Below are 21,094 nucleotides of genomic sequence, written 5' to 3' on the forward strand. Positions count from 1 at the left end.
GTGATCAGGCCTTGTTTTTCGCCGGTGACGGCCATGTAGGCGGGAGTTGCCATGTGTTGCTCTCCTTGCTTGAAAAAATCGCCCGGTGGCAAATATTGCCAACCGGGAAGTCCATAAACACAAACATCATGCCACTGAATTTTTATTATTAAAATTCAGTTAGTTAAACAACACTCAATTGAGTGATTGGCGCGAGATGAATCACTCAAAAGTTGTGCATTAGATTGAAAAATCAAAAGCCATGACGTTCAGCGCAAAAACGATAGGGAATGGTTACCTAACTGGAAAGTCAGGCGACTGCTCTAAATCATGAAGGAAACTTCCAGCACTACTGCTATTCAATAAACACAATTGGCACTTTTGCTCCGAGACGATCTGGCCACCACCCCGATAGACGTGTACTCTCTTGCCCACTCGTATTGCCGTGGCTGCTGAACCCGGTTAACCACGAGGAATCACCCATGGAAAGATCACGCGCCTGGCGACGCGCCCAGGCCCGCAAGCACACTGAATACGCCGCGGTGCGGCCGCTGGCATTCAAGCCAGAAAAGAACTGGAAGCTGCTCTACACCCGCGCCTCGAAACTGGCGAGGGCACGCCAGCTCGGCTTCAGCTACCCCATCCGCACCACTCGCCAACTGTTGGACCAAGCGTGACCAATCTCCTGTTCATCTGCAGCCGCAACCAGTGGCGCAGCCCCACCGCCGAGATGATCTGGCGCCGTCGCCCGGGCTTTGACGCCCGGTCGGCGGGCACCAGCCCGAATGCGCGCAAGCCTGTCAGCCCGGCGGACATCCGCTGGGCCGATGTCATCTTCGTGATGGAACGCAAACACCAGCAGCGCTTGCTGGCCCAGTTTGCTCGGCTGCTGGAACACAAACGGCTGCATGTGCTCGACATCCCCGACGACTTCCACTACATGGACCCTGAGCTTGTGCTGGTCCTGGAAGCCGCAGTGGCACCGCACCTGGCGCAGGAACCGTAGCCACCACTCAGAACACCACCGACCGGCGATGCTCGGCCGTCGCCACCACCCTCCCACGCTTGAGCACTGCCAACCGCGCCGGCAGGTCGAGGATCACATCGCTGACGCGCTGGGTATCCACCAGCACCAGGTCCGCATCCTTGCCCACGGCCAGGCCATGGTCGCGCAAGCCCAAGGCCCTGGCCGGGTTCGTCGTGAGCATCGCCAACACCGTGGCCTGGTCATCCGCCCCGCCCAGGTGGCAGGCGGGGATGGCCAGTTGCGCGATATTCAGCAGGTCACCCGTGCCATAGGGGGTGAATGCGTTGCGAATGTTGTTGGTGGCCAGGCACACGTTCACCCCGCCATCGCGCAAGGCTCGCACCGGTGTCAGGGTGCGGCGCACATTATGGCTGTCGCCACGGGCGCCCAGGTGCAGGTCGGTGGCCGGCAGGCACATCACGCTGATACCGGCCTCGCGCAGCAGCGCGACGATACGCGCCTGCCGTTCGGGCTCGACGGCCGCCAGGCTGGTCAGGTGGCCGACACACACCCGTCCCTGGTAACCCTCGGCGAGGGTCCGGCGGGCCACGTATTCGATGGTCATCTGCTCGGCGTCATCGGCGAAGTCCTGGCGCAGGTCGATGTCCTTGTCGTAGCGCCTGGCCAGGTCGAAGACGAAATCGATGTGCTCCAGGGGCGATACGTCGTTGTAGGGAATGCCGCCGACCACATCGGCGCCCTTCTCCATCGCCTCGACCATCATCGCCTTCATGCCGGGCCACTTGAGGATGCCTTCCTGGGGGAAGGCGACCACCTGGATATCGATGACATCACGGAATGCTTCCCGCAGCTCCAGCACCACATCCAGGCCGGTGAAACCCTGGGCGGGGTCGAACTCGGCGTGGGCCCGCACATGGGTGGTGCCAGCCTGCACCAGTGCACGCAACACCTGGGTCGAGCGCTCGCGAATGTCTTCGCGGGTGAGCGTGGGCTTGAGCTCGGCGGTGACGGCGATCGCTTCCTTCAAGGTGCCGGAGCGGTTGGCCTTGCGTTGCATGACGTTGGCTTTTTCCAGGTGCAGGTGGCCTTCGACGAAGCCTGGGATCAGGACATTGCCGTTGCCTTGGATTTCCTGGGTGGCCGTTGCGGTGATCGTTGGAGCGATTTCAGTGATTTTGCCGTTGTGCACGGCCACATCCATCAAGGGTTTTGCATCGTCGATGCGGACATTTCTGATGATCAGGTCCATGCCGTCGTTCCTCGTAATCAGTCATTACGGTCGACACCCTGTAACCGCGATGAGGGACAACGCGGTGGATGGCACCGGCCTTGCCGGTGTTCGCGGGGCAAGCCCGCGCCTACAGGGGGCCCATATCGTTTGTGGAAATGGCCCGGCCGCCCTGTGGTGGTCGGGCCATGTCCCTACAACTGGATCAGAACGGCTTGGTCGGCAGGTACTTGCCATCCAGGGTGATAACCGCGCGGGAACCGCCTTCCGGATCGTCGACCTTCTTCACGTCCAGCTTGAAGTTGATGGCGCTGATGATGCCGTCGCCGAACTTCTCGTGGACCAGCGCCTTGAGCGTGGTGCCGTACACCTGGAGCATCTCGTAGAAGCGGTAGATGGTCGGGTCGGTCGGCACGCCGCCCGCGATACTGCCGCGCAGCGGGATGGTCTGCAGCAGGGCGATGCCGTCGGCATCGAGGCCGAGCTTGTCACCCACCACCTGGGCGGCGCTGGCCGGCAGCGGGTGCTGGCCCAGCAGCGCGGCGGTGACGAAGGCTTCGGACAAGCCGGTGCCTTCGGTGATCTGGGCGAACGACAGGTCCTTGCGGGCCTTGGCCAGGAGGATGACTTCGCTCAGGGCAAGGCGGGCGTTCTGGCTGATTTGCGACTGGATCATGGGGTGTCTCCTTGGGTTGAAAATCGGGTTCAGGCAACGTGCCGGGAAGCATGGGAAACAGCGCGGACTTCAGGGTTGTCCGCCAGGGATACGAACTGGCCGGTGCGTCCGTCGAAGGCGTCGATACGGCCGCTCTCGATGTCGTAGATCCAGCCGTGCAGGGCCACGCGACCCTCTTCCAGAGCCAGGCGCACCGAGGGATGGGTTTGAATGTTGGCCAACTGGGCGATCACGTTCTCGCGCACCATGGCCTCGACCTTGGCGTGGGGGCTGCGGTGCTGGCGAGCCTCGTTCACCACCCGGGCCGAGTCGGCGTAGCGCAGCCAGCCGGCCACGGCGGGCATATGGTCCAGGCACTTGCAGGTGGCGATGGCGGTCATCGCACCGCAGTCGGAGTGGCCGCAGATGACGATGTCGGCCACTTGCAGCGCGGCGACGGCATATTCGACCGAGGCCGACACCCCGCCGGGCTCAGGGCCGTAGGACGGCACGATGTTGCCGGCGTTGCGGATGACGAACAGGTCGCCCGGTTCGCGCTGGGTGACCAGCTCGGGCACCAGGCGGCTGTCGGAACAGGAGATGAACAGCGCCCGTGGGCTTTGCTGGGTGGCCAGGTCCTTGAACAGCTTGACCCGTTCAGGGAAGGCATCGCGCTGGAACTTCAGGAAGCCGTCGATGATGTCTTGCATGGCTGATGCCTCAGTGTCGCGGTGTGTGAGGCAAAGGTTAGGCGCAGCGTTACATAAGGTAAAAGTCTCATTTATGATGCATGGCATCAGATTATCTTATGGAGCGAAGCATGCTTGCCCGGCATATCCAGTACTTTCTCGCGGTCGCGCAACACCACAGCTTCACCCGGGCGGCGGCAGCCCTGCATGTCTCCCAGCCCGCGCTTTCGCAGCAGGTCAGGCAACTGGAGGAAAGCCTCGGGGCGCAGTTGTTCGATCGCTCGGGACGCACGACACGGCTGACCGATGCCGGCGAGGTCTATCTGCGTTATGCGAAACGGGCGTCGCAGGAACTGCAGGAGGCCAGGCGCGCGATCCATGACGTGAGCGACCTCAGCCGCGGCTCATTGCGGGTGGCGGTGACGCCCACCTTTACCAGCTATCTGGTCGGCCCCTTGGTCGAAGCCTTCCACAGCCGATACCCGAATATCACCCTGAACCTGCGCGAAATCGCCCAGGAGCGCATGGAGGAACTGCTGTTGGCGGACGAGCTGGATGTCGGTATCGCCTTCGACGAGCTTCACGCCCAGGACATCGACACCTACCCGCTGCTGGTCGAAACCCTGGCGCTGGTGGTCGGCAGCCAGCACCCGTTGGCCCATGCGAGCGCCATCGGGCCGCAGGCTTTGAACCATGAATCGATGATCCTGCTCAGCGCCGAATTCGCCACCCGCGAACAGATCGAGCGCTACTGCCGGCAGCACGGTATCCGCCCGCACGTAAAGATGGAGGCCAACGCCATCGGCGCGGTGATCGAGGTGGTGCGCAGGACGACGCTGTCGACCCTGCTGCCCGCCACCCTCGCCCTGGCGCATGACGACCTGGCCGCCATCGCCCTCGACCCGTTGCGCCTGCAACGCACGGCCGTGCTCATGCAGCGCAGGGGTGTCTACCAGACGGCGGCGGCGCAGGCCTTCATAGCGCTGGCCAAAGAGGTGGCCGCACAGTTGGAGCGCTGCTGAGGCTCAGCTCAACTGCGCAATCAGCACCGCATTGGTGTAGATCAGGCTGCCATCGCTGGCCCGATGCCCGACCAGGTGGAACTGGCCACGCTCATCGTTGCTCAGGTAAACGCGCAGGCGGCAGTCGGACAGCGGGCCGTAGCCTTCGGGCAAGACCAGGTTCAACGTGGCCATGTCGACCTCCACCATCGCTTCGGGCTCGTGGCTTTGCTGCAGGCGCTCTTCGGCCTGCTCCAGCGCCGTGTGGGTCGCGCCCTGGATGTCGAAGTGAATGTCGCCCACCGGGGTGGACCGGCGATCGCCGTTACCTTTGCACCAGCCTTCGATTGTCAGGGTACTCATGGCGAGTCCTCGTTTGATCACTGTCGAAAGGGTTGACTGCGCCACGTTCCGAATCGTTCCAATGGGTGACCCGGCGTACTCAAGCACCCTTTGCCAATGCGCGCTCCATCTCCCTGGCCTGCACCCGAAGCGCCTGGCAGAACGGTTCCAGCACTGCTGACGCGGGGCGCATTTCCGGTCGGATCAGCATCACCTGATACGGTACCGAGAGACTCAAACGCCGCATGGGCAGCCCACCCTGCCCTGCCTCCAACCCGCTTAGCGGGTTGATGATCGCCACGCCCAACCCTTGGCGGACCATGGCGCATACCGAGGCGGCGCTGGTGGTTTCGATCACCGTGCGCCGGTTCACCCCAGCCTCGCGGAAATGTCGGTCCAGCTGTTGCCGGTAGCTGTCCAGGCTGGCCAGGTTGATGAAGTCGATCTCATGGAAGTCGTGCAGCTCGAGCACCGGCTTGGCCAGCAACGGGTGATGCTCGGGCAACACGCAGACCATGTCGGCGCTGAACAGCAGTTCCCCGACCGCGCCCCTTGGCACCTGCGCGGTTTCGGTCAGGCCGAGGTCGTGCTGCTGGGCGACCAGTGACTCTTCCAGCAGTGGCGACTCCTGCGCGGTGATGCTCACGCTGACGCCCGGGTGTTGCTGGTGGAACGCCTTGCAGGCCTTGGGCAGCAGGGTTTGCGAGAACAGCGGCAGGCAGGTGATGGCCAGCCGGCCTTGCTCGAAATTGCGGATGGCCTGGGCGAAGCGGTCGATGCGTTCCAGGCCGACGAAGGCGCGCTCGACTTCCTCGATCAGCAGCAAGGCCTGGGCCGTGGGCACCAGCCGCCCGCCTTCGCGCTCGAACAGGGTCAGGCCGGTGACCTGCTCCATGCGCCCCAGCTCTCGGCTGACGGTGGGCTGCGAGGTGAACAGCAGCCGGGCGGCACCAGTGACGCTGCCGGCGGCCATGATGGCGCGGAACACTTCGATGTGGCGGATGGTGAGTTTCATGGGGCATGCAACACCTGAACGTTTGGCAGGGCCCTGTAGGAGCGGGCTTGTCCCGCGAACACCGGCAACGCGGTGGATGGCACCGGCTTTGCCGGTGTTCGCGGGACAAGCCCGCTCCTACAGCCGTCGAATGTATATCAAATACGGATGGCCTTCTGAAAATTAGCTATTTTTATGAATCATCCAACTCGCTCAAGATCGGTGTATCCATTACAAGGAACACCACCATGACCACCACCCTCCTGGCCCAGGCCGTCCGCCAGCACGGCTCCCCGCTGTGGGCCTACGACGCCCAGACCATCCACCAGCGTATCGACCAGCTCCTGCAGCACTTCGACACAGTACGTTTCGCGCAGAAGGCCAACCCCAACCTGCACGTTCTGCGCCTGATGCGCGAGCGTGGCCTGGTGCTTGACGCCGTGTCGCTGGGTGAGATGGAGCGGGCCTTCGCGGCTGGCGCGACCGTGGATGGCGAACCGGCCGGCGTGGTGCTGACCTGCGATGTGCTGGACCAACCGACCCTGGCGCGGGTAGTCACCACGAAGATCGAGGTGAACGCCGGCTCCATCGACATGCTGCGCCAGCTGGGCGAACGCTCCCCCGGGCACCGCGTATGGCTGCGCATCAACCCCGGCTTCGGCCACGGCCACAGCCGCAAGACCAACACCGGCGGCGAGAACAGCAAGCACGGTATCTGGCACGAGCAGTTGCCCGAGGCGCTGGCCTGCGTGAAACAGTTCGGCCTGCACTTGGTGGGCGTGCACATGCATATCGGCTCGGGGGTGGATTACCAGCATCTGGAACAGGTGGCCGGCGCCATGGTCGGGCTGGTCGCCAAGCTGGGCATGGACATCGAAGCGTTCTCTATCGGTGGCGGGCTGTCCACGCCTTACCGTAGCGATGACCAGCCGGTGGACCTGCAGCGCTACGCCCGCACCTGGGCAGTAGCACGGGCGGAGATCGAAGCGATGCTCGGCCATGCCGTGCGCATGGAGATCGAGCCGGGGCGCTACCTGGTGGCGGAGTCGGGATACCTGGTGGCCGAGGTGCGCGCCGTCAAGCAGATGGGCGACAAGCACTACATCCTGGTCGATGCGGGCTTCAACGACCTGATGCGCCCGGCCATGTATGGGGCGTATCACCGCATGAGCCTGTTCGATGCCGTGGGCCGGCCTGTCAGCCGCCCGTTGCAACCGACCGTGGTGGCCGGGCCGCTGTGCGAATCAGGTGATGTCTTCACCCAGAACGATGAGGAGCTGACACCTCAGGACCTGCCCCAGGCCAAGGTGGGCGACCTGCTGGTGATTCACGATGCGGGGGCTTATGGCGCGTCCATGTCCTCGAACTACAACAGCCGTCCACTGTTGCCTGAGTTTCTGATCGAACAGGGTGAACTGCACATGATTCGGCGGCGGCAGACGATCGACGAACTGTTGCAGCTTGAGCGCATGAACTAGTCGCCGCAGCTAAAGGATTGCCCAGCTATCACCGTCGACACACTGTCGCAATCTTGCGACAGTGTGTCACCCGACGGCGATATCTCCCGAAGCGACATCAAAATGGTGGCTCGAAAATGGATATGAGATAATCGAATCGAAACTATCCGCGTTTTGATGCAGAAGGCATACCGGATACGCCACAAGGCGCAAGGAAGCGTGTTCAGCCCATGGCGTCGCCGCCTCAGCAAATCGCATGCCTTAGCATCCGGACACGCCACATGCCTACACGGCCAAGACCAAGACTCAATCTGCGCACCCTGCTGCTGGCGTTTGCGCTGACCTCTGCTATCGCTACCCTTGCCAACACCTTCTGGGTAATGTTCACCACTCAGAAAGCAGAGCTGGTCGAGAACGCGCTGCAAACCAACGAAGCCTATGCCTCACGGATCGCCACAGGTGTGGAGGAGGTATTGCGCTCGGACCTCGACCGTCTGCAGTTCGTATCCTCATCAATCAGCCAAGCCTTTACAGACCAACCTACCCTGCAAAAGGAGGCGCATCGCCTTTTGAGGCAGGACACCAGCTTCAACTCGGTGCTGATATCCAACGCCGAAGGAAAAATCATTGCGTCCGCCCCCAGCAGCTTGCAGTTGGACGGCCAGATGCTTCAGCGTCGCTCGCCCCTGCTGAGGCGAGAACCGATGATCAGCGACGCATTCCAGTCCCTGGCCGGGAATCTGGTGGTGTTCGTTTCCCACCCCGTGTTTAGCCAAAGCGGCGAGTATCTCGGACTGGTGGGCGGGAGTATCCGGCTTGAACAGAAGAACACGATTCAAGCGCTAATGGATCTCAACATCCGCAATGACGGAGCGCATGTCTACCTGGTGGATAGCCAACGCCGAGTGCTGTATCACCCTGACCCGAAGCGCATCGGAACAGTTCTGGCAACGGGCCCTATTGTCGATGCCGCGTTAAAGCAGTCCCACGGTTCGATGCAAGCGCCGGACGGCAATGGCAATGAGATGCTTGCCGGCTATGCCAGTATTCCCAGTAGTCATTGGGGCGTGATTTCACAACGGCCTCTTTCAAATATCCAAGCACGTCTGGAGGCGACGACCATCAAAGTTGCCAAAGGGATCGCACCGCTCGGGCTGTTCGGATTGCTGGTGATCTGGTGGCTGGGCTTGAAGATTTCCGTACCCCTTTCCCGCTTGGCAGAAAGTGCCAAGCGCCTGGATGCCCCAGAAAGCTACGATCGCATCCTCGCTGTGCCAGCTGACTATTTCGAAAGTTGGCAGATCCGTCGAGCACTGCTGTTAGGGGCCAACCTTCTGCAGGAAAAGATCGGTCGGCTCAACCACCAGGCTCAGAGCGACCCGCTGACCGGGTTGGCAAATCGTCGGGCAATGGAGGAAACCCTGGAACTGTGGCAGGAGACGCTTGAAACCTTTGCAACCATTTCGATGGACATCGACCACTTCAAGCGAGTCAATGACACTTACGGCCATGGTGCAGGTGATGAAACGCTACGTGCCATGGCGCGGCTGATGCGACAAGCATCGCGTCCAGATGACTTGGCTTGCCGTATAGGCGGCGAAGAGTTCCTTCTTCTGCTACCCAATAGCTCGATTTCTACCGCTGCCGAGGTTGCCGAGCGACTTCGGACGAGGATCGAAGCGACCGACTTCGATACCGTCGGTCACATCACGATATCGCTGGGTGTCGCCTTGTGGCGAAAGGGAGAGTCAATATCGGCCACCCTGGAAAAATCGGACCGACTCCTCTATCAAGCCAAGGCGCAAGGACGTAATCGGGTAGTGTCCGAGAAAGAGCTGCCAGCCACGACCCGATAATGTTTCGACCCCACTACTGAGCCGGTCCCCTACAGCCCGTCGTCAACACGCCGGCCAGTTCTCGATGCCACATGACCTGGCAATGCCTGCTACAGAGCCTGAACGGCATGTTCAGTGCTCGGTCGGCGCCACTAGCCGATAGCCCACCCCCGCCTCGGTGACGATGAACCGTGGTGCCGTGGGGTCATCCCCCAGCTTCTGCCGCAGGTGCCCCACCACGATACGCAGGTAATGGGTGTCGTTCACATGGGTCGGCCCCCAGATGTCCTTGAGCAACTGCTGCTGGGTGATCACCCGCCCCGGGTGCCCGGCCAGCTGCGCCAGCAGCGCGTACTCCTTGCGCGTCAGCGCCACCTGGACGCCTTCCAGTGTCACCTTGCGAAAGGCGAAATCCACCACCAGCGGGCCGAAACTCGCCGTCGACGTCGCGCTGCCCACCTGTGGCGCCTGGCGCAGCAACGCACGCACCCGGGCGAGGAACTCCTGGATACCAAACGGCTTGGTCACGTAGTCATTGGCCCCGCCATCCAGCGCATCGACTTTCTGCACTTCGCTGGCGCGCACCGACAGCACCATCACCGGCACCGCGCTCCATTCGCGCAGCTCGCGCAGCACCTGCTGGCCGTCCATGTCCGGCAGGCCCAGGTCGAGCACCACCAGGTCAGGCTTGTTCAAGGCGGCCTGGGCCAGGCCCTCGCCGCCGGTGGCGGCCTCGATCACCTTGTAGCCCTGGGAGGCCAGGCTGATGCGCAGGAACTTGCGGATCTGCGGCTCGTCGTCGATGACCAGCAGGGTGGCAGCTTGGCTCATGGGGCTTCACTTTCGTTTTCAGGTTGGGTGGGCAGCGGCAAGCATAGAGTGATGCAGGTGCCGTGGCCATCGATGCCGTCGCCGACCAGGATGCGCCCGCCATGGGCGCCGATCATGCCTTGGCAGATCGCCAGGCCCAGGCCGGTGCCCTGCCCGCCCCGGTCACCGCGGGCGGCGGTGTAGAACATGTCGAAGATCTTCTCACGCTCGTCCTGGGGGATGCCCGGACCTTCGTCGGCGACGGCGAAGCACAGTTGCTCGTCGCGCACCGAGACCTTCAGCTCTAGGCGGCCCTGGGGTGGCGAGAAGCGGGCGGCGTTCTCCAGCACGTTGATCAGCGCCTGCTCGATCAACGCCGCGTGCACGAACAGCAGCGGCAGTTCGGGCGGGACTTCGGTATGCACGCGCAAAGGCGCCAGTACCACGCGCAGGCGGTTGAGGGCGCTGCCGACGATATCGGCCGGGGCCACCCAGTCGCGGGCCAGCTTGAGCGTGCCGTGGCCCAGGCGAGTCATGTCGAGCAGGTTCTGGATATAGCGGTCCAGGCGCTCGGCCTCGTTACGGGTGCCTTCGAGCAGCTCGCGGCGGTCGTCCGGGGGGATGGCGTCGCCCAGGGCCAGCAGGCTGTCAATGCTGCCGCGCATGGAGGTCAGCGGGGTGCGCAGATCGTGGGATACCGAGGCGAGCAAGGCGCTGCGCAGTTGCTCGGTTTCGCCGTGCAGACGGGCAGCTTCCAGCTGCTCACCGAGGCGAGCACGGGCCAGGGCCTGGGCCAAAGGCTGGGCAAGCGCCATCAGCAGGCGGCGGCGTTGGGCGGTCAGCGGTTCGCCGTCGCGCGGGCGGACCCCAAGCAGCGCCAGGGGCTGTTCTTCAACGGCCAGCGGCCACCACCACCAGCGGCCATGGGGCAAGGTGTCGCTGCCGAAGCCCGCAGCCTGGCCATGCTGCCAGGCCCACTCGGCGGCGGCGCGTTCATTGTCGGTGAAAGCGTGGCTGCCACCGCTGGCGATTTGCAGCAGGCCGTCGGCGCTGCGCTCCATCAGGCACACCTGCACGTCCTGCCAACCATCCATATGCTGGCCGGCGGCGCTGAACACGGCCTGGCGGTCGGTGGCCACGGTAAGGCGGCGCGACAGGTCGAGCAGTTGGTTGGTTTGCGCCTGGGTTTCGCGCAGGGCCTGCAACTGGCGGCGTTGGCGGGCAGCGAGGTTGCCGGTGAGCGCGGCCATCAGCAGGAAGAACACCAGGGTCAACACGTCCTCTTCACGCTGGATGGCGAAGGAGAAGTTCGGCGGTATGAACAGGAAGTCGTAGGTGAGGAACGACAACGCCGCGCAAGCCAGTGCTGGCCCAAGACTGCTGCGCACCGCCACCAGCAGCACCGCGGCGAGGAACACCAGGGAGATGTTGGGCAGCGCCAGCACACTCGACACGGCCCAGGCGAGCCCGGCGGCCAGCACCGTGGCAACCAGCGCCAGCAGGTAATGACGCCACACCCACACGCGCTGGACCGCCGCCCGGGCCGGTTGCGGCTGGGCGTCGCGGTCCAGCACGTTGATCTCCAGGCCATGACTCTCGCGCAGCAGGCGTGCAGCCACACCGGCGCCGAAGAAGCGTCGGCGCAACAGGTCGCGGGACTGCCCCACCAGCACCAGGCTGGCGCGGCGCTCGGCAGCGTGCTGGATCAGCGTGCGGGCAACCTCGCCCGCACGCAACAGCACCACTTCGCCACCCAAGCGCTCGGCCAGTTGCTGGGCGGCCTGCAGGCGATGGCGGGCAGTCTCGTCGCGCAGTCGGCCATTGTCCACATGCACCACGCTCCACGGCAGGTGGCGGCGCTGGGCGACACGGCTGGCGTGACGCACCAGGCGTTCGGCCTGGTCGTCGCCGTCGATGCCCACCAGCAACCGGCCGCGCAGGGCCGGGGCTTCCTGGCCGCGCTGGCGGTAGCCGCTGGCCAGGTCCGCGTCCACCTGGGCGGCGGCGGTCTGCATGGCCAGTTCGCGCAGGGCGGTGAGGTTGGTCTGGGAGAAATAGGCCTCGATGGCCGCCCGCGCCTGCTCGGGGACGTACACCTTGCCCTCGCGCAGGCGCTCAAGCAGCTCGCGGGGCGGCAGGTCGATCAGCACCAGTTCGAAGGCTTCCTGCAACACCCAGTCGGGCAGGGTCTCGCGCACCTGCACGCCGGTGATATCGCGGACCTTGTCGTTGAGGCTTTCCAGGTGCTGGACGTTGACCGTGGTGTACACGTCGATGCCGGCGGCGAGCAGTTCTTGCACGTCCTGCCAGCGTTTGGCGTGGCGGCTGCCGGGGGCGTTGGTGTGGGCCAGTTCGTCGACCAGCACCAACGGTGGCGCGGCCTTGAGCAGGCCGTCGAGGTCCATTTCCTCGAGCATCACGCCGCGGTACTCGCTGCGCAGCAGGGGTTGCTGGGTCAGGCCACCGAGCAGGGCCTCGGTCTCGGCGCGGCCGTGGGTTTCGACCACCCCGGCCACCACGCGCACGCCCTGGCGTTGCTGGGCGTGGGCAGCCTGCAGCATGGAGAAGGTCTTGCCGACCCCGGGCGCGGCGCCGAGGAACACCTTGAGCCTGCCCCGGCCTTCACGGGGCAGGCCGGCCAACAGCGCGTCGGCGCGGGCGGAGTCACTCATGTTTGATCCTTTTTTGCCTCAATACGCGGTCGATGTAGGAGCGGCCTTGTGCCGCGAAAGGGCTGCATAGCAGCCCCAGGTGATCTGCGGCGAGGCAACAATCGCTGGGGCCGCTGCGCAGCCCTTTCGCGGCACAAGGCCGCTCCTACAGGGGTCAGTGCACGGCCTCAGGCGCCAACCGCTCAAGCGCCTGGTTCAACGCCAGCACGTTCACCACCGGCGGCCCGATCAGTGGACGCAGGGTGGCGTCATTCACCAGCACTTGCAAGCGCTCCTCCGGGACCTGCCGCGCCGCTGCCACACGCGGCAGCTGGTAGGCGATGGCCTCGGGCGGCAGGTGCGGGTCCAGGCCGCTGCCGGAGGTGGTCAGCAGGGCCTGGGGCACCGCCCCCAACTGCGCCTGGTACTGCGCGGCGGCATCGGCCTTCACGCGCTCGGCCAGCGCCGGGTTGCTCGGCGACAGGTTGCTCGCGCCACTGGCCACTGTGGCATAGGCGCCCGCCGAAGGCCGCGCCTGGAACCACGCATCGCCCTTGAATTCCTGGGCGATCAGCGCCGAACCACGTACCTCGCCTCGGTCATCGCGCACCAGGCTGCCGTTGGCCTGTTCAGGGAAGGCGACCTGGGCAATACCCGTCACCGCCAGGGGGTACAGCGCGCCGGTGACCACGGTCATCAGCAGGACCAGGCTCAGGGCCGGGCGTACATAAGCAGTCATGTCAGTCTCTCCTCAGACCAGGTGCAGCGCGTTGAGCAGCATGTCGATCAGCTTGATCCCGGCGAACGGCACGACGATGCCGCCCAGGCCGTAGATCAGCAGGTTGCGCCGCAGCAGGTGGGCGGCGCTGGCCGCCTGTACCCGCACCCCGCGCAGGGCCAACGGGATCAGCACGATGATGATCAGGGCGTTGAACACGATGGCCGAAAGGATCGCGCTCTGCGGGCTGGCCAGGTGCATCAGGTTGAGCACGCCCAGCTGCGGGTAGATGGCCGCGAACAACGCCGGCAGGATGGCGAAGTACTTGGCCACGTCGTTGGCGATGGAGAAGGTGGTCAGCGCGCCACGGGTGACCAGCAGTTCCTTGCCCACCTGCACCACATCCAGCAGCTTGGTCGGGTCGCTGTCCAGGTCGACCATGTTGGCGGCCTCGCGGGCGGCCTGGGTGCCATCGTTCATGGCCATGCCCACGTCGGCCTGGGCCAGGGCCGGGGCGTCGTTGGCACCGTCGCCGCACATGGCCACCAGGCGGCCGTCGTTCTGCTCCTGGCGGATGCGCGCCAGCTTCTTCTCCGGGGTGGCTTCGGCGAGCACGTCGTCCACACCCGCCTCGGCGGCGATGGCGGCGGCGGTCAGCGGGTTGTCGCCGGTGACCATCACGGTGCGGATACCGAGCTTGCGCAGTTCGGCGAAGCGTTCGCGAATGCCGGGCTTGACCACGTCCTTGAGGTGAATCACGCCGAGCAAACGCTTGTCGACACACACCAGCAACGGCGTGCCGCCGCTCTGGGCAATGCGCTCCACTTCACGGGCCAGGGCGCTGGGCAGCTCCAGGCGCTGCATGCCACAGAATGCCAGCACCGCATCGACGGCACCCTTGCGGTAGTGGCGCTGCTGGAAATCGATGCCCGACAGGCGGGTCTCGGCACTGAAGGGGATGGCTTCGTACTGGGCGCTCGACGGCTCGTCGAAGTCGTGCAACTGGCGCAGGTACTCGACGATCGACTTGCCTTCGGCGGTGTCGTCGGCCAGCGAAGCGAGCAAGGCGCCCTCCCCCAGCTCCTTGGCGGTCACGCCCGAGGCGGCATGCAGGGCGCTGCAACGACGGTTGCCGAAGGTGATGGTGCCGGTCTTGTCGAGCATCAAGGTGTGCACGTCGCCGGCCGCCTCTACTGCACGGCCCGAGCGCGCGATCACATTGAGGCGTACCAAGCGGTCCATGCCGGCGATACCGATGGCTGAGAGCAGGCCACCGATGGTGGTCGGGATCAGCGTCACCAGCAACGCGGCGAGGAAGATCAGCGGCAGTTCGCCACCGGCGAAGCGGGCGAACGGCTGCAGCGTCACCACCACGATCAGGAAGATCAGGGTCAGGCCGATCAGCAGGATGTCCAGGGCGATCTCGTTGGGCGTCTTCTGCCGCTTGGCGCCTTCGACCAGGGCGATCATGCGGTCCAGGGTCGATTCGCCCGGGTTGCTGGTGATACGGATCAGCAGCCAGTCGGAGACCAGGCGGGTGTTGCCAGTGACGGCCGAGCGGTCGCCGCCGGACTCGCGGATCACCGGCGCGGACTCACCGGTAATGGCGGCTTCGTTGACGGCGGCAATGCCCTCGAGCACTTCGCCGTCACCGGGGATCATCTCGCCGGCCACAACGCGCACCACATCGTCTTTGCGCAGTTTGGTGGCAGCGACGGTTTCGAAGCTGCCATCGCTCTTGCGACGTTTGGCGATCAAGCCCTGGCTACCTGCCTTGAGGCTGTCGGCGCGGGCTTTGCCACGGCCTTCGGCCAGGGCTTCGGCGAAGTTGGCGAACAGCACGGTAAACCACAGCCAGACGGCAATCTGCACCGCCACGCCGGTGCTCACGCCGCTGCCGGGGGCGAAGCACAGCACGGTGGTCAGCACGGCGGTGAGGGCCACCACCAGCATCACTGGCGAACGCTTGAGCTGGCGCGGGTCGAGCTTGACGAAAGCCTGCACCAGCGCCGGGCGCCACAGGGCGGCGAAGCGTGTCTGGTCCTTGGCGCTATGGCGCGCCTTCACTTCGGGGATGGGCATGTTCATGGTGTGCTCCTCAGAAACCCAGGCTCAGGTGTTCGGCGATCGGCCCAAGGGCCAGGGTCGGCAGGAAGGTCAGGCCACCGACCAGCAGGATGGTCACCAGCAGCAGCGTGGTGAACAGCGGGCCGTGGGTGGGGAAGCTGTTGAGGCCTTGCGGCGCGCTCTTCTTCGCCGCCAGGCTGCCGGCCAGGGCCAGTACCGGCAGGATGTAGCCGAAGCGGCCGATGAGCATGGCCAGGCCGATCATCACGTTGTGGAACGTGGTGTTGGCGCCGAAACCGGCGAAGGCCGAGCCATTGTTGGCGGTACCGGAGGTGTAGGCGTACAGCAACTGGCTGAAGCCATGGGCGCCGGGGTTGGTCACTGCGCCGGCCGGCCCGGGCAGGCTGGCGGCGATGGCACCGAGAATCAGCACGCCCACCGGCATCACCAGCAGGGTGGCCACCAGCAACTGCACTTCACGGGCCTGGAGCTTCTTGCCCAGGTATTCCGGGGTGCGGCCGATCATCAGGCCGGCCAGGAACACGGCGATCAGCACGAACAGCAGCATGCCGTACAGGCCGGCGCCGACACCGCCGAAGATCACCTCACCCAGCATCATGTTGACCATCGCCACCATGCCAGTCAGTGGGTTGAGGCTGTCGTGCATGGCGTTGACCGAACCGTTGGAGGCCGAGGTGGTGGTCACCGTCCACAGCACCGAACCGGTGGTACCGAAGCGGCTCTCCTTGCCTTCCAACGGCGCGCTTTGTTGCACCTGGGCGCTTTCCAGGGCTGGGTTGGGCTGGTACTCCGACCACAGCGCGGTACTGCCGCCGATCAGGAACAGCGCCAGCATGCAGGCGATGATCGCGCGGCTCTGGCGCAGGTCTTTAACGTAGTGGCCGAAGGTGAACACCAGGGCCACCGGGATCAGGATGATCGAGGCCACCTCGAACAGGTTGCTCCAGGCCGTAGGGTTCTCGAACGGGTGCGCCGAGTTGACGCCGAAGAAGCCGCCGCCGTTGGTGCCCAGCTGCTTGATGGCGATCTGGCTGGCGGCCGGGCCCAGCGGGATGGTCTGGTCGGAGCCTTGCAGGGTCACGGCGTGGACGTAGTCGGCGAACGTCTGTGGCACGCCCTGCCACACCAGCAGCAACGCCAGCACCAGGCACAGCGGCAGCAGGCCGTAGAGCGTGGCGCGGGTGAGGTCGACCCAGAAGTTGCCCAGGGTGCCGGCCGAACGGCGAGCGATACCCCGGCTCAGGGCGACCAGCACGGCCAGGCCGGTGGCGGCGCTGACGAAGTTCTGCACGGTCAGGCCGATCATCTGGGTCAGGTAGCTGACCGAGGCTTCACCACTGTAGGACTGCCAGTTGGTGTTGGTCATGAAGCTGACCGCGGTATTGAACGCCAGCGACCACTCCTGGCCCGGCAGGTGCTGCGGGTTGAGCGGCAGCGAGCCTTGCAGTTGCAGCACGGCGAACAGCAGCAGGAACCCGGCCAGGTTGAAGGCCAGCAGGGCCAGGGTGTACTGCTTCCAGTTCTGCTCCTGGTCGGCGTTCACGCCAGACAGGCGATAGCAGCCCCGCTCCACCGGGCCGAGAATCGGCGACAGCCAGGTACGCTGGCCTTCCATCACCTTGTAGTAGAAGCGCCCGAGCCAGGGCGCCGGCAGCAGCACGATGGCGAAGAACGCCAGCAGCAGCAGGTAATCGTAACTGTGCATGGTCGCCCCTTAGCCGCGATCGGCGCGCAGCAGCGCCACCAGCAGGTAAACCGCCAACGCCACCGCCAGAAGCAGTGACAGCCCGTCGAGCATGTACATGAGTGAATCTCCCCTGATTGCGGCGTGAGGGCCGCTTTGGGGAAATTGTCCGAGGGAGGGGCGTAAAGGGGCGAGATGGGGGGCGGGGCCGGGGCATAAAGAATGCGTAAAGATCAGGTATTGCGGTGCCTGTACCGGCCTGTTCGCCGGCAAGCCGGCGCCTACCTTCTCTGTAGGAGCCGGCTTGCCGGCGAACCGGGCTTCAATGCTGAGGCGATTGCTGCCCGGAATTACGGCTCCAGTCCAGCAGCAGGCTGTAACCCACCGCCAGCAAGGTCGGCCCGATGAACAGCCCAATGAAGCCGAACGCGATCAGGCCACCGAACACCCCCAGCAGCACGATCACCAGCGGCAGGTTGCCGCCCCGGCTGATCAGGTACGGCTTGAGCACGTTGTCCACGCCACTGATGACGAAGGTGCCCCAGATACCCAGGAACACCGCCATGCCATAGTCGCCTTTCGACACCAGCCAAGCGGTGGCGGGTATCCAGGCCAGCGGCGGCCCCATGGGGATCAGGCTGAGCATGAAGGTCACCAGGCCCAGCACGATGGCTCCCGGCACGCCAGCGATCAGGAAGCCGATCAGTGCCAGCAGCGCTTGCGCGGCGGCGGTACCGATCACGCCGTTGACCACCCGCTGCACAGTGCCGGCGACCAGGTCGACGTAGTATTCGGCGCGCTCGCCCACCAGCCGGTGCAGCAGCCGATGCACAAAGGCCGCCAGGCGCGGGCCGTCGCGGTAGAAGAAGAACACGAACACCAGGCTGAGCGTGAGCTCCAGCACCCCACTGCCGATCTGCGCGCTGCGCGCCAGCAACCAGTTGCCCACCTGGCCGAGATACGGCTTGGCGGAGGCCAGCAAGGCCGCGCCTTGCTGATCGAAGGACTCCCACCAGCTGACCAGGCGCCCGCCGACGAAGGGGATGCTGCCGACCCACGCCGGCGCGTCAGGCAGGCCGTCGACCTGCACGTCACGCACAAAGGCGGTGGCGTCGCGGATATGATCGGCCAGGTTGAAGCCCAGCCACACCAGCGGCAACGCGACCAGCAGGATCCACACCGTGGTCAGCAGGCTCGCGGCCAGCGTCTCGCGCCCGCCGAGCAAGCGGGTGAGCAGGCGCATCAACGGCCAGCTGGCGAAGGCGAGAATCGCGCCCCACAGCAATGCCGAGATGAACGGGGCCATCACCCACAGCGCCGCGCCAAGCAGCGCGAGCAACAGGATCTGGATCAGCAGGCGGTCATTGTTGGCCATGGGCGCTCACTCAACGGATCAGTTCAAGATGCAGGCCTTCAGTTGGCGCATCCCCCACTTCCAGCCGGGCACTGCGCACACCGGCCTGGACCAGCTGCTCGCGCCAAGCCTCGGCGCCACTGCCGCTGAGGCTGGCGCGCAGCGTGCTGTCAAGGTTGAGGCTGCGGGCCAGCAAGGCGGCCCAGGTGGCCTGGGGCTTGGCCAGGTCAGGGTAGTCGAGTTTGCCGGTGTCGCGCAGTTCGCGCAGCACCGTGGCCGGGGTGGGCAGCAAGTCGCCCAGCGGGCTGGCGGCGACGAATTCCTCGACATGCAGGTAGGCGCGGCGGTTGCCGCGGGTCACGCTGTACAGCGCCACCAATGTATCGGCTTCTTCAGCGGAGCGACGCAGCAGGATGAACGCCTGCTGCTCGTCGCCACCGTTGAGCCGGGCGTTGGCGAACACGTCGTTGGCCCACAAGCTGGCTTCGCCGCAGTCGCGGCCCTGGCACCAGAACAACGGATAGCCGCCGTCGTGCTGCAGCGCTTCGCGGGCACTGGTGAAGGCTTCGCGGGCGCTGCGCTCGACCGGCAGTTCATAGGTGACCGAACTGACCTGGCCGCGGCTTTCGACCTTGTCGTCGACCCGCAGGCGGCCGCTGATCTTGCGTAGCGGGCCCATCGGGTAGACCCGCTCCTGCTCCACGGCCGGGCGCTGGTCGACCACCTTGGCATCGACAGGGACTGGCAGGCTACCCGCAAACAGCAGCGGACTAACGGCGGCGAGGCAGGCGGCGATGGTGCCACGAATGAAAACAGGTGCGCTCATCGGCAGCCCTCGCAGAGGCCGGGGCAAAGCGCGTGAATGTCTGGCAAGTACATGGTTGTCTCCCTTTCAACCCGCCAAGCCTCGACACTTGCCCGGTGCAAGTCAAGGAATGCCAAAGAAGCGATTGAAACAGTCTGCGACAAGGGTCGCGCCCTGGGCGTCGTTCAGGTGCAGGTGATGCCCGCCTGGCAGGGTCACCTGCTCGAAGGGTAGCTGCTCCAGCAGTTCCGTGTGGCGCGCCAGCATGCCGTCGGCCGCGACCACCAGGCAGGCCGGGCAGGCGACGCGCTGGACGAAGGCCATGGCCTGGGCCTGGTTCAGGCGTGTGGGTGAAGGGAGTGTCAGGCGGCTGTCACTGCGCCAGCTGTAGCCGCCGGGTACCGGCATCAGGCCGCGCAGGGCCAGCAGCTCGGCGGCCTCGCGGCTGACCGCGACCATGCCTTTCATCCGCGCCTCTACGCCCTCCTCCAGGGTCACGTACACCGTCTTGCGCTTGCCCTCCAGGCGTAATTGCGCCTGCAACGCCATACCCAGGCGCTCGGCGGCGTCCTGCTCGGCGATGGTGGGCGGGATGACACCGTCGATGAGTGCAAGATGGCTGATGCGCTCGGGCAAGGCCCCGGCCAGTTGCACGGAGATGATCGCACCCAGCGAGTGGCCGAGCAGGCCGAAACGCTGCCAGCCCAGCTGTTCGGCGACCCGCAGCACGTCATGGGCGTAGTCGGCCAGGGCGTAGCCGGCGCCGATTGGGCGATGCTCCGAGTAACCGTGCCCGGCCAAGTCCAGGGCGACGATGCGCAGCCCTTTCAGTTGCGGCGCCAGGCGGGCGAAGCTGTTGGCGTTGTCCAGCCAGCCATGCAGGGCAATCACCGGCAAGCCATCAGCCGGCCCGAACAGGTGTGCGGCCAGCTCGATATGGCCGAGCGCCAGGCGCACTTCCTCGACCTGAGCGCTCATGGCTGCTGGCTCCAGCGGTCGAACAGGCCCTTGATCAGGTTCGCGGTGTCGCCAGGGCGCTCCAAAGGGAACATATGCCCACCCGGCAGGCTGTGGTATTCGCCCTTGGCCATGGTGCGCACCGCCAACCCATGATGCTTGCGGATCACCCGGCTCTGGGCGCCGCGCACCATGGCCAGCGGCACTTGCAACTGGCGGGGTGGCGCCGGGCTGACGTGGGGGATGCTGCGGTAGATGCTGATCTCGGTGGCGGGGTCGAAGCGCAGGCGCAGGCCGCCCTCGGTGTTCACCAGGCCGTGCTCGAGATACGCCTCGAGGCATTCAGGGTCGAAATGGCGGAACAGGGTCTTGCCCGAGAAGTACTGGCGGGCGCTGTCGCGATCGGGAAACGCCTCGCGCCGGCCCAAGGTGCGCCCGGCCGGGGTGATGCGGTCGATGAAGCCCATGCGCTTGGCCGCCTGGATCAACCATTCGTCCACCCGGGTCAACACGGGCGAATCGAGCATCACCACCCCCCGGTAGAACTCGGGGCGGCGCAGCGCCGCATGCAGGTGCAGCACCCCGCCCAGCGAATGCCCGACACCCCAGACCGGAGCATCCTGTTGCTCGAGGTGATGCAGCAATTCATCGACCAGGCTCTGCCAGTTCTCGTTCACCGGAAAGCGTGGATCATGGGCGTGCTGCGCCAGGTGCCGAACCTCGTAGTCCGGTGCCAGCGCGGCGAACAGCTTGCCGTAGGTGGCCGATGGGAAGCCATTGGCGTGGGCGAAGAAGATCTGCTGCGACATGGCCGCCTGCTCTGCACGGGGAAGGTTGTGCCATTGTCGACAAGGTGCCG

20 protein-coding genes are annotated in these 21,094 nt (G+C 65.2%); 5 read left to right on the forward strand and 15 right to left on the reverse strand.

Annotated elements, in window-relative coordinates:
* The first annotated feature begins 461 nt into the window (after positions 1-461).
* Together NGM28_RS23330 and NGM28_RS23335 are read left to right on the forward strand one after the other, a co-directional pair.
* The gene (locus NGM28_RS23330; RefSeq protein ID WP_252091664.1) at positions 462-656 is read left to right on the forward strand and encodes a hypothetical protein; all 195 of its coding nucleotides are present in this window, start codon (positions 462-464) and stop codon (positions 654-656) included.
* Positions 653-985 (forward strand): low molecular weight protein tyrosine phosphatase family protein, encoded by a 333-nt coding sequence (locus NGM28_RS23335; RefSeq protein WP_252091665.1) that lies wholly within the window; start codon positions 653-655, stop codon positions 983-985. The genes NGM28_RS23330 and NGM28_RS23335 overlap by 4 nt, the downstream gene beginning before the upstream one ends.
* A 7-nt stretch (positions 986-992) precedes the next feature.
* Here NGM28_RS23335 and NGM28_RS23340 read toward each other — a convergent pair whose 3' ends face one another.
* The 3 genes from NGM28_RS23340 to NGM28_RS23350 form a co-directional block, all read right to left on the reverse strand.
* Complete coding sequence (locus NGM28_RS23340; protein WP_252091667.1) at positions 993-2,216, reverse strand: amidohydrolase family protein; 1,224 nt, start codon at positions 2,214-2,216, stop codon at positions 993-995.
* 184 nt (positions 2,217-2,400) lie between these two features.
* Positions 2,401-2,871 carry a cyanase gene (gene cynS, locus NGM28_RS23345; protein ID WP_252091669.1) on the reverse strand — a complete coding sequence of 157 codons (471 nt, stop codon included), beginning with the start codon at positions 2,869-2,871 and terminating at the stop codon, positions 2,401-2,403.
* Between the two features lie 29 nt (positions 2,872-2,900).
* Entirely contained in the window at positions 2,901-3,560 is a 660-nt protein-coding gene (locus tag NGM28_RS23350; RefSeq protein ID WP_240067142.1) for a carbonic anhydrase, read from the reverse strand.
* 110 nt (positions 3,561-3,670) lie between these two features.
* Between NGM28_RS23350 and cynR the strand changes: the two genes are divergently transcribed.
* Complete coding sequence (cynR, locus tag NGM28_RS23355; protein WP_252091671.1) at positions 3,671-4,561, forward strand: transcriptional regulator CynR; 891 nt, start codon at positions 3,671-3,673, stop codon at positions 4,559-4,561.
* Between the two features lie 3 nt (positions 4,562-4,564).
* On the opposite strand, the gene NGM28_RS23360 is transcribed toward cynR, so the two are convergent.
* Together NGM28_RS23360 and NGM28_RS23365 are read right to left on the reverse strand one after the other, a co-directional pair.
* On the reverse strand, positions 4,565-4,903 hold the full coding sequence (locus tag NGM28_RS23360; RefSeq protein ID WP_252091673.1) for a hypothetical protein: 339 nt from the start codon (positions 4,901-4,903) through the stop codon (positions 4,565-4,567).
* Positions 4,904-4,982: 79 nt separating this feature from the next.
* Positions 4,983-5,897: a LysR family transcriptional regulator gene (locus NGM28_RS23365; RefSeq protein WP_252091675.1), complete on the reverse strand. Its 915-nt coding sequence runs from the start codon at positions 5,895-5,897 to the stop codon at positions 4,983-4,985.
* A gap of 227 nt (positions 5,898-6,124) precedes the next feature.
* Between NGM28_RS23365 and lysA the strand changes: the two genes are divergently transcribed.
* The gene (gene lysA, locus NGM28_RS23370) at positions 6,125-7,354 is read left to right on the forward strand and encodes a diaminopimelate decarboxylase (protein WP_252091677.1); all 1,230 of its coding nucleotides are present in this window, start codon (positions 6,125-6,127) and stop codon (positions 7,352-7,354) included.
* Positions 7,355-7,614: 260 nt separating this feature from the next.
* On the forward strand, positions 7,615-9,189 hold the full coding sequence (locus NGM28_RS23375; RefSeq protein ID WP_252091679.1) for a GGDEF domain-containing protein: 1,575 nt from the start codon (positions 7,615-7,617) through the stop codon (positions 9,187-9,189).
* A 111-nt stretch (positions 9,190-9,300) separates the two neighbouring features.
* Here NGM28_RS23375 and NGM28_RS23380 read toward each other — a convergent pair whose 3' ends face one another.
* The 10 genes from NGM28_RS23380 to NGM28_RS23425 all read right to left on the reverse strand — a co-directional run bounded on the left by NGM28_RS23380 (position 9,301) and on the right by NGM28_RS23425 (position 21,044).
* Positions 9,301-9,999: a response regulator gene (locus NGM28_RS23380; protein WP_252091681.1), complete on the reverse strand. Its 699-nt coding sequence runs from the start codon at positions 9,997-9,999 to the stop codon at positions 9,301-9,303.
* Positions 9,996-12,650 (reverse strand): DUF4118 domain-containing protein, encoded by a 2,655-nt coding sequence (locus NGM28_RS23385; RefSeq protein ID WP_252091683.1) that lies wholly within the window; start codon positions 12,648-12,650, stop codon positions 9,996-9,998. The genes NGM28_RS23380 and NGM28_RS23385 overlap by 4 nt, the downstream gene beginning before the upstream one ends.
* Before the next feature lie 154 nt (positions 12,651-12,804).
* Positions 12,805-13,368, reverse strand: a complete 564-nt coding sequence (gene kdpC, locus NGM28_RS23390; protein ID WP_240067149.1) for a potassium-transporting ATPase subunit KdpC — start codon at positions 13,366-13,368, stop codon at positions 12,805-12,807.
* 12 nt (positions 13,369-13,380) lie between these two features.
* A complete protein-coding gene (gene kdpB / locus NGM28_RS23395; RefSeq protein ID WP_252091685.1) occupies positions 13,381-15,435 on the reverse strand; it encodes a potassium-transporting ATPase subunit KdpB in 2,055 nt (684 codons plus the stop codon).
* Between the two features lie 10 nt (positions 15,436-15,445).
* The gene (kdpA, locus tag NGM28_RS23400) at positions 15,446-17,140 is read right to left on the reverse strand and encodes a potassium-transporting ATPase subunit KdpA (RefSeq protein ID WP_252091687.1); all 1,695 of its coding nucleotides are present in this window, start codon (positions 17,138-17,140) and stop codon (positions 15,446-15,448) included.
* Positions 17,141-17,149: 9 nt separating this feature from the next.
* The gene (kdpF, locus tag NGM28_RS23405; protein WP_011534724.1) at positions 17,150-17,239 is read right to left on the reverse strand and encodes a K(+)-transporting ATPase subunit F; all 90 of its coding nucleotides are present in this window, start codon (positions 17,237-17,239) and stop codon (positions 17,150-17,152) included.
* 202 nt (positions 17,240-17,441) lie between these two features.
* Entirely contained in the window at positions 17,442-18,494 is a 1,053-nt protein-coding gene (locus NGM28_RS23410) for an AI-2E family transporter (protein ID WP_240067152.1), read from the reverse strand.
* Positions 18,495-18,504: 10 nt separating this feature from the next.
* Positions 18,505-19,299, reverse strand: a complete 795-nt coding sequence (locus tag NGM28_RS23415) for a DUF4892 domain-containing protein (RefSeq protein ID WP_240067153.1) — start codon at positions 19,297-19,299, stop codon at positions 18,505-18,507.
* A 102-nt stretch (positions 19,300-19,401) separates the two neighbouring features.
* Positions 19,402-20,256, reverse strand: coding sequence for an alpha/beta fold hydrolase (locus NGM28_RS23420; protein ID WP_252091689.1), 855 nt, complete (start codon positions 20,254-20,256; stop codon positions 19,402-19,404).
* Positions 20,253-21,044 (reverse strand): alpha/beta fold hydrolase, encoded by a 792-nt coding sequence (locus tag NGM28_RS23425; protein WP_240067155.1) that lies wholly within the window; start codon positions 21,042-21,044, stop codon positions 20,253-20,255. Before NGM28_RS23425 ends, NGM28_RS23420 begins: the two co-directional genes overlap by 4 nt.
* Between the last annotated feature and the right edge of the window lie 50 nt (positions 21,045-21,094).

The organism is Pseudomonas sp. MWU13-3659 (genome assembly GCF_023757525.1).
Lineage (GTDB): Bacteria > Pseudomonadota > Gammaproteobacteria > Pseudomonadales > Pseudomonadaceae > Aquipseudomonas > Aquipseudomonas entomophila_E.